13 protein-coding genes are annotated in these 11984 nt (G+C 39.1%); 8 read left to right on the top strand and 5 right to left on the bottom strand.

What is annotated here, in order from left to right:
• The first annotated feature begins 166 nt into the window (after nt 1–166).
• Nucleotides 167–496 carry a hypothetical protein gene (locus ACSLUK_RS14075; RefSeq protein ID WP_448549301.1) on the top strand — a complete coding sequence of 110 codons (330 nt, stop codon included), beginning with the start codon at nt 167–169 and terminating at the stop codon, nt 494–496.
• An 8-nt stretch (nt 497–504) separates the two neighbouring features.
• On the opposite strand, the gene syd is transcribed toward ACSLUK_RS14075, so the two are convergent.
• Nucleotides 505–1065, bottom strand: coding sequence for a SecY-interacting protein (gene syd, locus ACSLUK_RS14080; RefSeq protein WP_448549302.1), 561 nt, complete (start codon nt 1063–1065; stop codon nt 505–507).
• A 50-nt stretch (nt 1066–1115) separates the two neighbouring features.
• Here syd and queF point away from each other — a divergent pair, with 50 nt between their 5' ends.
• The 6 genes from queF to ACSLUK_RS14110 all read left to right on the top strand — a co-directional run bounded on the left by queF (nt 1116) and on the right by ACSLUK_RS14110 (nt 7981).
• Nucleotides 1116–1961 carry an NADPH-dependent 7-cyano-7-deazaguanine reductase QueF gene (gene queF, locus ACSLUK_RS14085; protein WP_448549303.1) on the top strand — a complete coding sequence of 282 codons (846 nt, stop codon included), beginning with the start codon at nt 1116–1118 and terminating at the stop codon, nt 1959–1961.
• 219 nt (nt 1962–2180) lie between these two features.
• Entirely contained in the window at nt 2181–3785 is a 1605-nt protein-coding gene (locus tag ACSLUK_RS14090; protein ID WP_448549304.1) for a GGDEF domain-containing protein, read from the top strand.
• 67 nt (nt 3786–3852) lie between these two features.
• On the top strand, nt 3853–5202 hold the full coding sequence (ppnN, locus tag ACSLUK_RS14095) for a nucleotide 5'-monophosphate nucleosidase PpnN (protein ID WP_448549305.1): 1350 nt from the start codon (nt 3853–3855) through the stop codon (nt 5200–5202).
• Complete coding sequence (xni, locus tag ACSLUK_RS14100; RefSeq protein WP_448549306.1) at nt 5203–6018, top strand: flap endonuclease Xni; 816 nt, start codon at nt 5203–5205, stop codon at nt 6016–6018.
• A gap of 152 nt (nt 6019–6170) precedes the next feature.
• A complete protein-coding gene (locus tag ACSLUK_RS14105; protein WP_448549307.1) occupies nt 6171–6605 on the top strand; it encodes a DUF3192 domain-containing protein in 435 nt (144 codons plus the stop codon).
• Nucleotides 6606–6973: 368 nt separating this feature from the next.
• The gene (locus tag ACSLUK_RS14110) at nt 6974–7981 is read left to right on the top strand and encodes an isocitrate dehydrogenase (RefSeq protein WP_448549308.1); all 1008 of its coding nucleotides are present in this window, start codon (nt 6974–6976) and stop codon (nt 7979–7981) included.
• A gap of 140 nt (nt 7982–8121) precedes the next feature.
• On the opposite strand, the gene rlmM is transcribed toward ACSLUK_RS14110, so the two are convergent.
• Genes rlmM through gcvA form a run of 4 tightly spaced genes read right to left on the bottom strand, consistent with a single transcriptional unit; the run spans nt 8122 to nt 11188 of the window.
• A complete protein-coding gene (rlmM, locus tag ACSLUK_RS14115) occupies nt 8122–9258 on the bottom strand; it encodes a 23S rRNA (cytidine(2498)-2'-O)-methyltransferase RlmM (RefSeq protein ID WP_448549309.1) in 1137 nt (378 codons plus the stop codon).
• A complete protein-coding gene (locus ACSLUK_RS14120; RefSeq protein WP_448549310.1) occupies nt 9255–9638 on the bottom strand; it encodes a DUF423 domain-containing protein in 384 nt (127 codons plus the stop codon). The genes rlmM and ACSLUK_RS14120 overlap by 4 nt, the downstream gene beginning before the upstream one ends.
• Nucleotides 9625–10269, bottom strand: coding sequence for an alpha/beta family hydrolase (locus ACSLUK_RS14125; RefSeq protein WP_448549311.1), 645 nt, complete (start codon nt 10267–10269; stop codon nt 9625–9627). Before ACSLUK_RS14125 ends, ACSLUK_RS14120 begins: the two co-directional genes overlap by 14 nt.
• Complete coding sequence (gene gcvA / locus ACSLUK_RS14130) at nt 10262–11188, bottom strand: transcriptional regulator GcvA (RefSeq protein WP_448549312.1); 927 nt, start codon at nt 11186–11188, stop codon at nt 10262–10264. Before gcvA ends, ACSLUK_RS14125 begins: the two co-directional genes overlap by 8 nt.
• 324 nt (nt 11189–11512) lie before the next feature.
• On the opposite strand from gcvA, the gene ACSLUK_RS14135 reads away from it, so the two are divergent.
• Nucleotides 11513–11788 carry a hypothetical protein gene (locus tag ACSLUK_RS14135; protein WP_448549313.1) on the top strand — a complete coding sequence of 92 codons (276 nt, stop codon included), beginning with the start codon at nt 11513–11515 and terminating at the stop codon, nt 11786–11788.
• Nucleotides 11789–11984: the final 196 nt, after the last annotated feature.

Consider the following 11984-nt stretch of genomic DNA (forward strand, 5'->3'; position numbering starts at 1 on the left):
TATTCTATTCATAATTAATTGTTGAATTGAGAAAGGCAAAACTTAGGCCAAAAAAGGTATCTTGTTGATTATTTTAACATTTTAAAAAAAACCAAAAAATTCGATAGAGATTTCTTTGGGTTTTTTAGCTAATATATAGTGAAATTTACAGTCAACAATGTTCATTATGACGATTAACGACCAAATTATAGCCATAGCTAATCAAATTGCTAATGAGGGCCAGCAACCAACAATTGCCAAGATTAAAACCAGACTACGCAATAAGGTTCCACTGCCCCAAATAATCACGGTGCTCAAAACTTGGCAACATGATCCAAACTTTACCAATGCCAATATATCTTTAGACGAAAGTGAAAAGGAAGATGAGACACTTTCGCCACAAATAGCGCAAATGATACAACAGGCTATTACTCCATTATCCGAGGAAATTTTAGTCCTTCGCGAACAAATTTCATCGTTAAAAGCAGAGATAACAGCTTTGAAATCAAAAAAGTAGCAGTAACGCTACGGTATTGCAGGTTGCAATTGCTCAATAAATTCTGCTATCGAGTCGGCTAGTTTTTTGTGGGGTTCACACCCGACTCGCTCTACCCATACCTCCCCCGTTTGATTGTTTACCGAAAGAATACAATCTTCGTCATCAGTAACGGCAAAGAAAACTGTGACCGGCTGCTTTAATTTTTTCTTCATTAAAACATGACCAATAATGTTTTCTTGTAATCGCTCAAAGTCTTTCTGACTCCAAGGAAGTAACAAAGAAAGTTCACCTTCACTACATGCTGCATGCAGGCTATCACTATAGAGAGTAGTAAAATAGGCTCTTATGTCATCATGCAGGTTAATGTCTAGCGCGGTTTCAATATTGTCAAATGACAGCTTTTCTTGCACTTCAATCGGTTGCCACAAGTTTGTTTGAGCGTCGTTATTTCCTTGAATACACTCAGAAGGCCAATTTTCGTCGCACTCAACAAGAGGAAGATGTTGGTATTTATCCACATATCTTTCTACATATTTCTTTGCAAACAATTTAAGATTATTACTAACCGATGGATTAAGCGATTTCATCAATGAAGATTATCCTTTAAAATAGTGAAAAATAGTCACGAAGTTTGAATATGAGCAATTATAGCAACGCATCGATTTTAGAATCATTAACTTTAGGTAAATCGACCGAGTATAAGTCGACCTACTCGCCAGATCTTCTACAAGGTGTGCCGCGAAGTTTAAACCGAGATCAGATCGACATTCAGAGTGATTCCTTACCTTTCTTAGGTGAAGATGTCTGGTACGGATACGAAGTCTCGTGGCTAAACAACAAAGGAAAGCCGATTGTTGCAGTGGCTGAATTCAGATTTCCGTGTACGAGCGCTAATATTGTCGAATCAAAATCGTTCAAACTTTACCTTAACAGCTTTAATCAAAGTAAATTTGAGAATATAGATGCTGTTCAGACAATTATGAGTAGAGATTTAAGCCAAATTGCTGGACAACAATCACAAGTCAGTTTACATCCTGTAGATAAATTTGACGCTATCGAAACACGCCAGTTACCAGGCGAATGCATTGATGATATCGACGTATCAATTGAACACTACGATTTAAAGCCAGAACTTCTTAAATGTACAGAAAGCAACGATATCATTGATGAAGTTTTGCACAGTCACTTACTCAAATCGAATTGCTTAATTACCAATCAACCAGACTGGGCAAGTGTTGTCATTGAATATCAGGGAAGAGCTATCGACAAAGCCTCTCTTTTGAAGTACCTCATCTCATTTCGCCAACACAATGAGTTTCATGAACAATGCGTGGAAAGAATATTTGCTGATATCATGAAGATTTGTGCTCCAACGAAGCTTACGGTATATGCTCGGTATACTCGGCGTGGCGGACTAGACATCAATCCGTTTAGAAGTACTCACCTAGATGAGTTACCTAATTTCAGGACACATAGACAATAACGAAGCGGCACTATTTCCCTAATATATCACCCAGTAAAAGACTGTTTTTCAGAAAGTTAGTATATTATGCGCCAACACGGTTTTTCGTTGCTGACTTTTTGCTGACTTATGGTTAGTATTATATAAAACGCTGTTCATTTGAGATAACGTTGTTGTCAGTGTCTGCATTAATATTCCGTTAGAGTGAATTGCAGTTTAGATTAAGGAAAAATTACATTCATGAGTCAGTTATCAAGCACAGATACTCAAATCATTGCGCTAAAAAGAAAGCTGGAAACAGCCATTAACTCTCGAGCAACGCTTGAAGACGACTTTAAACACCAAACGAACTCACTCGCGCAGTTTATCGCCAAACTATCTCTAGCCACAAAAGGCATCGATGTTTTGCTAGACAACAAACTGGCAAAACTGAGAAACACGTTGAATAATTCATCGACATTTTCAGATGTTGAAGATCTAATTGTTGAAATTTCCCAGATCCTTACACGACATAGTTTGCACAATGAACAGCAAATCAATCAAATGCACGAAAGCTTTCATAGTGCAGGCAAGGCGCTACAAAAAATTCAAGGATTACCCAATGACGTTCGTCGTAGCCTTAGAGCGCTGTTAAAAGATTCTGAAGATAAAAAAGATGCGTTGATTCAGTATATTCCTATTCTCGCAACGCTTATTGACTATTATCAAACCGCGTTAGCGGCGAAATCTAAAGCGCCAGTAGAAGGATTACTTGCACAACAAGTCAATAATGGTAATGCAAACAAGACTGGAGCCTTAGAAGTTGATCAACAAATCTTATCGCGATTCTCTTCGTTTTTGAGCAAGTTGAAAGTTTCGAATAAACATAAACAAAAAGTGACTCAGATCCGCTCGCAACTTAACGCGAGTATGCCTGGCGAACAGCTCTTAAATAATTTCTTGGAAGTATTCGATGTCATTGCACAAGATTTAGATCAAGAGCGAGACACCGCAAAAGTATTCTTATCTACACTAAGTGACACGCTTTCAACAGTTCAAACTGCAGTTAAAACAACAATTGCCAGTAATGAAGATAACCAACAGCAACACGATAAATTAAACAGAAAACTTAAGAAACAGATTAAAGAAATGGCTGGTGGGTTAGATCAAGCGAATTCTTTTGCCGATATAAAAGTAGATATTAATGATAAATTAAAAGCGATTGCTAAAACGTTGGAAGAAAAATCGACACTTGAAGCCAACCACAAAAATCAACTAGGCAAGCAACTTGAAGAAATGGAGTCGCAAGTTAACAAGTTGGAAGAACAAAGCAAAGTTTTTGAAGCGCGGATTAAAGAACAACAAGCAAAGAGTTTGCAGGATGCATTGACCAAACTTGGTAACCGAGCAGCGTTTGATGAATACTTTGCTAAGCAAATCGTACGATACCACCATAAACAATTTGATTTGGCGATAGCGGTGCTTGATCTGGATAATTTCAAACGAATTAATGACACTTATGGTCATACTGCTGGTGATAAAACTTTGCAGGTAATTGCAGGAACGCTCGCGAAGCAATTCAAAGACAATAACAATGTTTTTACGGCTAGGTATGGTGGTGAAGAGTTTGTATTGGTAATTTCAAACTATAATAAAGATGAACTCATTGATTCACTCGAGTCGCTCAGGCAAAAAGTAGCCAAACTGCCTTTTAAGTTTAAAAACAATAAAGTGAGTATCACATTATCAATTGGTGTTAGTCACATTAAACGTGACGATAATGTTCACATTGCCTTTGAGCGTGCAGACAGTGGTTTATATCAAGCAAAAGAGAAAGGAAAAAACACCATCGTATATGTACAATAATTTGAGCTTGCTCAATCTATATGTACATCCGGTTTAACCCGCTCTAGAGTTGTTAAAGGAGTTAATTATGCACACTCAACTGAATCCCGTAGGCAATATGAATTTGCTTTCTCCAATTGAAGTTGATCAGCTACAACAGTCAGCAACCAGTAACCTTTATAACTTGTACCGTAATTGTTCCCTAGCAGTGTTGAATGCAGGTAGTCATACCGATGACGCCGAAGCTATTTATCAACAATATAAAGACTTTAATATTCAAGTGCTTCGACGTGAGCGTGGAGTGAAAATTGCTCTAGAAAATGCGCCCAAGCATGCCTTTGTTGATGGCACGATTATTCGGGGTATCCAAGAACACCTTTCAGCTGTGCTTAGAGACATTTTATTTATTAATAATAAATATCCAACAAATGCAGAGCAAACTGAACAAATTACACACGCTACTTTCGACATTTTGAGAAACGCTAATGTCATAAAACCTGAAAGCGATCCGAAGTTAGTTACATGTTGGGGCGGCCACTCAATAAATTCAGCGGAATATCGTTATACCAAGGAAGTAGGCTATCACCTTGGACTCCGTGGATTCAATATTTGCACGGGTTGTGGACCTGGCGCGATGAAAGGCCCTATGAAAGGTGCTACGATTGGTCACGCTAAGCAACGTCATACTAAGGGACGTTACATCGGATTAACTGAGCCGAGCATTATTGCCGCTGAGCCACCAAATCCAATCGTTAATGAATTAGTCATTATGCCGGATATTGAAAAACGTTTAGAAGCGTTTGTGCGTGTCTCACACGGAATCATTATATTTCCTGGTGGTGCTGGTACCGCCGAAGAACTTCTCTATATTCTTGGCATCATGCTTAACCCCAAAAACCAGGCTCAGAAATTACCAATAATTCTAACGGGCCCAGAATCATCAAAAGAGTATTTTGAACAAATTGATGCATTTATTGGTGCGACATTGGGAGAAAAAGCTCAATCACTTTATACCATCATCGTTGATGACCCAGAAAATGTCGCCATAACAATGAAACAAGGACTGGTTGATGTACTAGCTTATCGGAAGCAAATTGGCGATGCCTATCACTTTAACTGGAGTTTGGCGATAGAAAACGATTTTCAACACCCATTTGAGCCATCACATGAAAATATGGCTGCTACGGAAATTAGTTATGACTTGGATACCGCAACGCTGGCCGCAAACCTCCGTCGTATATTTTCAGGAATTGTTGCTGGGAATGTGAAAGAAAATGGCATCAAAGCCATACGGCAACATGGTCCTTTTAAAATTACCGGTGACGAAAAAGTTATGGCATTGATGGATAGTTTGTTATCGTCTTTTGTTAGCCAACAAAGAATGAAGCTCCCTGGGAGTGAATACATCCCATGTTACGAAGTTGTCAGGAATAACTAAATGTCAGTACACTTAGTGCTCATAGACGCGCTCAACCTTATTCGACGGATATATGCAGTACAAGAGCGCCCTTTTCTGTTAAACAACGAACTTGCAGAAAACACCCAAAAGCAGGTGCTCGACAACACAGAACAGGCTTGCGTAAAAGCGCTGTCAAACATAATTGATTTGCAATCACCAACCCATGCACTGGCGGTATTTGACAGCCATAACCCATGTTGGCGCTACAAACTGTACCCCGATTATAAAAAGGGCAGAAAAAAGATGCCCGAGCACCTTGCAAACAAATTGTCGGATATCCAAGATAAGTTTATGGGTCTTCACGTAGACTCTTTAACATCTGACGATGATGAAGCAGATGATTTGATCACGACATTGGCAATTAAAGTAGCGCTTAGGGGGCAAAACGTCACAATAGTATCTACGGACAAGTGCTTCTTATCGCTGCTCAATCCAAATATTAGGGTTTATGATTATTTTAATCGCCGTTATTTAGACCAAAACTTTGTTCTAGACAAGTTTAGTGTTCGCTCAGAACAATTACTAGAACTATGGACATTAACAGGTGACAGTACCAATAAAATCCCCGGTGTGCCCGGTATTGGGCAGGTAACCGCTTCCGAACTATTACAAAAATACGGCTCTTTGAATAACATCCTCAAAGCAACTGACTTAAAGTCAAACATAAGAGAAAAACTCGATAACCATCTTGAACAAATCGAACTATCAAAGCAACTTCTTTCCTTGAAGCAAGACATTCCGCTTGGTTTTAATCTAAAAGACATTAGGCTGCCTCCGGTAGAAATTGAAGCCTAAAATTGTAACGAAAAGGTTTGGCAATAATGGATTGCTGCATATCTTCAATAAAATAAGCATAAGTTATTCAAAGTTCATTCGAAGCTGGTTACAATGTTTAACATAAGTGAATTAAAAAAGTGACGCCTCGATTTGAGGATGTGAAGGTAACAATGAGTAAAAAGGTACTGTTTCGAATTCTACTAGCTCTTGCGGCTTACGGCATATTTGTAGTGTTAGTTGTGCTATTTTATGACGATAGCCCTGCGAACATGAAATGGGAAGACAGAGAAGCATTTAACCGCCAATACATTAGCAAGCTAAAACTCGGAAATTTTAAGTTTGAGCAGGCGCTTCAAGATTTAGGTAGCCCCGACATTACCGAAGCTAAAGAAGTTAATGGCACGCATTTTCAAGTACTTTTTTACCGCACACAGCATGTAAAATCAGACGGCATTACTACACAAGATGAGTGTTCTTATCTTCTATTCGTTGATGAAGTGCTTGTTGAATATGCAAAAGCAGAACATTATAAAGGTATAGACACAATAATTGATGAAAGAACTGTCAATATCGAACAAGAAGAAAAGGAAAAAGTTGTTTTATAACCAATAAAAATAGCGATTATTCACTAATTAAATAGCCTAAAAAATACCTTTAGCTTTATTTCCTCCTTGTTGGTAAAACACTCAAAAATTTGCATAGTAGAATTTTCCCAAATTTCTACTATGCTCTTGTTATGTTTATATTTATTTTAAACAACATGCTGCGTTAAAAACGCTATGACGATACTGCCCTAAGTTCAAATTTTAATAATTAATTCATACAGTTTTTAGGCATTGCATAGTTTGTACACGATCTGGCGTTGGCGTGAAAACTTTCAATCTAGATAACGCCTTGTGGTCATGATATAAAGCTGCGCCAATCGCAATGGCGAAATTTTACTACAACCATTTTTAAATTTAAGGTTAGACGAATGACTAAACAAACCATTACTGTCATCCCGGGTGATGGCATAGGTCCAGATATTATCGACGCAACAATTAAGGTACTGGACAAAGCTGGTTGTAACTTCGATTACGAGTACGCTGATGCTGGATTAGTCGCATTAGAAAAGCACGGAGAACTCGTTCCAGAAGAAACACTTGAATTAATCAAGAAGAACAAGATCACGCTAAAAGGCCCATTAACAACTCCCGTTGGTGAAGGGTTTACTTCAATTAATGTAACGCTTCGCAAGCAGTTTCAGTTATACGCAAATGTTAGACCTGTACTTTCGTTCAAAGGTACTAAAGCGCGTTACGAAAACATTGATATCATTACTATTCGTGAAAATACAGAAGGCATGTACTCAGGACTAGGCCAAACAGTTTCTGAAGATGGAAAACAAGCAGAAGCAATGAGCTTGATCACTCGAGAAGGTGCTGAGCGAATTGTTACTTTCGCTTATGAAACTGCACGCAAAGAAGGACGTAAAAAGGTTACTGCGGTACATAAAGCAAACATATTAAAATCAACATCAGGTTTGTTCTTAAAAGTAGCGCGAGAAGTTGGAGAGCGTTACCCAGATATCGAATCTGCAGAAATGATCGTAGACAACTGTTGTATGCAGTTGGTTATGAATCCTGAACAATTCGATGTGATTGTAACTACAAACTTATTTGGCGATATATTGTCAGATTTATGTGCTGGTTTAGTTGGTGGCTTAGGTATGGCACCTGGTGCAAACATTGGAAACGACTGTGCTATATTTGAAGCGGTACACGGTTCAGCGCCAGATATTGCAGGTAAGAATCTAGCAAACCCAACATCAGTAATTCTTGCTGCGATCCAAATGTTGGAATACTTAGGAATGAGTGATAAAGCAAATAACATTCGTAAAGCAATTACTGATGTTATTGAGACGGGTGACAGAACTACACGCGATCTTGGTGGTAATCACGGCACTACAGACTTCACTGACGCTGTACTTGAACGACTATAAAAGGTAGTGTTTAGAAATCTGTGTCATTTCAGTATTATTAATAATAACAGGAATGACACATGACTCAATCTTACAAAGGTAAGTAACAAAAAAACCGACGTTTAACATCGTCGGTTTTTTTATGATTACGAAAGTTGAGTCTAGCGTTGATTTTGGCGATGCACTTTATACTTTACGTGTAACGTAATTTCGTCACGATCATAGTAAAGATGCTTCGCTTCATAGTAACAATTAGGCAACGCTTCTTTTATCTTTTCCAAGCACTGCTTAACGGTGTCGTACTTTTTAGTCATAGGCAGTTTAAGGTTTATGATCGCTTCTCTACAATACCCTTCGCTAAACCATTTGATCAGTAGCTTAGTTACTCTGTCGGGTTTTTCAATCATGTCACAAACAAGCCAGTCGATTGGCGTTTGATCTGGTATTTCGACTTTTTCTCTACGATTTGTTTCTCTGGTTAACCAATAAATGGGATGTTTAGCGGGTACGTATTTGAAACCATCAACCATACGGTGCTTCACTTGGCCAGTATCAAGAAGTGATTCTGCCATTGGCCCATTATCTATCGAGGTAACCATCATGCCTCGTCGCACTAATTGATATGTCCAACCACCGGGAGCCGCCCCTAAATCAACCGCTAACATACCAGATGAGAGTCTTTCTTCACGCTGCTCTTTTGGGATGAAATGTAAAAAGGCTTCGTCAAGTTTTAGTGTTGAACGACTTGGCGCTTGTGACGGAAATTTCAATCTCGGAATTCCCATGACATGTGGTGAAGTATTAGAGCCTAGCGAGAACCCTAAAATAACTTCCTGACCACTAAAAAACAATGCGTGCAATATCGCGCCGTGGTTATCGTTTTTTTCGGTTAATACCTTAGTTTTACGTAGCGCTTGGCGCAAAGGCACGGCCAGCTTACGACAAAACTTAGATAATGCTTTACCATCATTAGTATCTGCGGTTTCCATTCGCAAATCTGCATACTGCCATCCTGTTCCCAATGCCTCAGTAATAGCTTCTACACGATTATATTCAGGTAATTCTAAACGGTCGGTCAATGTCACAAACCATTGTCGTGTAAAAATAAGACGGCGTAGCGAGAGTTTTTCCATTAACACCTCACCTTCTTCAGGCACATTTAGATGAAAAAAAACTAGACCCTCATTTTTAGACAACTGAAGATAGCCATAAACTTGGTGCCACGCCGCCTGCTCTTGAATCTCGGCCCCACATTCCTTTTCAAAGCCAGGACGGCAATATAATACGATAGATGTCATTTTGTTGATTTACCAATAAAGAATAACGCTAACCAAGCGATTGCGAATAATGTACCGCCTAAGGGGGCTGCTTTCCCGATCACATCGAGTTGTAGCAATGATTTTAAATATAGACTACCACTAAACAGTATAATGCCCGCAATAAACAATCCCGAAATATAGACCACGCGTTGATGTTTGGTTGTTCTGTAATACAACCAAAGCACTAATAAAACTATAGTATGCAAAAATTGGTATTGTAGCGCTGTCGCTAACCGTGCGTGGATATCTGGCGAGAGTGTTTGTCCTGCATGCGATAACCAAGCGCCGAATAATACAGAAAACGCACCGCTAACACCAACAAATATTCTGAGAATTAGTTCAAATCTATTGTAGAGCATTGACAAAATCCATTATCGAATTAATTGCTGTGTCTAGATGTTGTTCATGCGTATAACCGGATTTGACCCTAGGCTTTAAATCATGGTCACCGTCTTCTAAGAACACCGATTTACAATGCGGAGGTAATCCATAACTATTGACCTCACTTTCATTGCCCAAAGGGTCTCGACTCCCCTGTATAATTAACATGGGTGTCTTAATTGAAATTAGAGGATCCAAGCGCAAGCTATCTGGTTTCTTTTGTGGATGAAAAGGGTAACCTAGCGCAACAACACCCACAACACTCGGCCGTTCTTTTTCTGCAATAATTGCTGCCACACGTGAGCCCATCGATTTTCCCATTAAAATAATCGGCAATTTATAAGCGTGTGCTTTTTTCAATACAAGTTCAAAACAATCAACTAACTTGGGCATTCTGTCAGGAGGTCTTCGCTTATTATCAAGTAGTCTTTTGTCCATATATGGAAAATTGAAACGCATGACTGAGCATTGCCTGTTATTAAGTTTATTAGTCACTGTGTCCATAAAGTCAGATGACTTATCAGCTCCAGCTCCGTGAGCAAACAATATTAATGCTTTAGGATCACTAACTTCGTTTAAGATAATGCTAGGGTCTTCTATATTACTCATGCAGTCCACCAAACTCTTCCGCCTTTTCTTCCTGCTCTTGCTCAACAGTCTCAAGCACCCACTCTCTAAAGGAGGCTATTTTACCAAGCTCCATTTGATGCTCTCGGCAAACAATATAATAAGCGTTTTTACTGACAAGGCTGTGCTTGAAAGGTACGACTAATCGACCAGCTTCTATCTCAGGCCGTGCAAAAACGCTGTGTGCTAATGCGACTCCTTGCCCATGAACAGCCGCTTGCACCACCATCGCGGAGTGACTAAAGATTGGACCATGATTTACATTGACTCCTCTTACGTTTGTCTCCTTAAACCAACGTTTCCAGTCACGACGCGAAGTATCATGAAGCAAGGTGTGATTTGCCAAATCCTGAATCGTATTCATTGGCTTCTTTCCATTAGTCAACAAAGGAGAACAGACGGGAATAAGGTATTCTGTATGTAGCTTATCTGCGTGCACTGACGGCCATCTGCCTCGACCATAGTAGATCGCAATATCAACATCTTCGGTTAACGAACCGTCTGGCTGGTCAACGGCTTTGATTCGTACATCAATTTCAGGATGTAACAAATTGAATGCATTTAGCCGTGGCACTAACCACTGTATGGCAAAGCTAGGTTGTAAACTAACAGTAATTGCCCCTTTTGCACCACGAGCAAGCAATTTTTCCGTAGCTTCTTGCAGCGCAATGAATACATCTTTAATGTCGAGATAATAGGACTGTCCCTCTTCTGTTAACAAGAGCGCCCTATTCTTTCGCATAAAAAGTTTTAGGCCTAAATGTTCTTCCAACGACTTTATTTGGTGACTAATAGCTGCTTGAGTAACGAATAATTCTTCAGCGGCTCGAGTAAAGCTCAATTGCCTAGCACTCGCTTCAAACGCCCGCAAAGCGTTAAGCGGAGGGATTCTTGCTGCCATTTCCTACCTAGTATAAATCATATTTATGACAAATAAATGAATATAAAACCATCGTACTTTCGTTTTTACATTCGCATTAGTTTTTCTAATGCAGAACATTATAAATAGTCATTTTAAAACTTGCCAGCATTAACGTACTATTTACTCGTAGATGAAGGACAGCATCTTAACCCTTAATCAAATTCTCTAGTACGATTAAGGTAAAATATGAATGATAACTAGTGCGTTGCTTAACATTAGTTGGTTCCCAACCCCATTCAGAGTGAAGAGAGAGTCCAAAAGCATCTATAAATGGATTATTGACGTTTTTATTAGGTGACACACATGAAATTTACAACATCACTCACACAAGTTATCACAATCGCTACAGTCGCTCTAGTTTCACTATCAACAAATGCTAAAACTGTTGAAGTTATTAAGGCACAGCCTGTAAACAAAGTAGAGTTTAAACGCGAAGTTGAACTTAGTCTTGCAACATCTTTGCAGCAACAGGTAATCAAGCCAACACAAGTGAAGTTTGAAATGCCTTTGACAGCTAAAACAACAAAGCCAGAAATTGAAATCAAACTTCCTTCAAAGTTAGCAATGATCGCAGAATAAGCGATTAACTGGCTCGATTTTGAAGTCAAAAAATGCTCGCGCAAATAAAGGAGGTCTCTAGACCTCCTTTCAGACTACTGACAAACCCCGTTATTTTATACGGGGTTTGTTTTTTATAAGCAGCCGTAGGCTGCGATCGCGATATTTTGCGATTAGAGCTTTTTTCCATTCTATTTGTTCTTATATGTTGGTTTTG

The sequence above is a fragment of the Thalassotalea fusca genome, assembly GCF_053485835.1.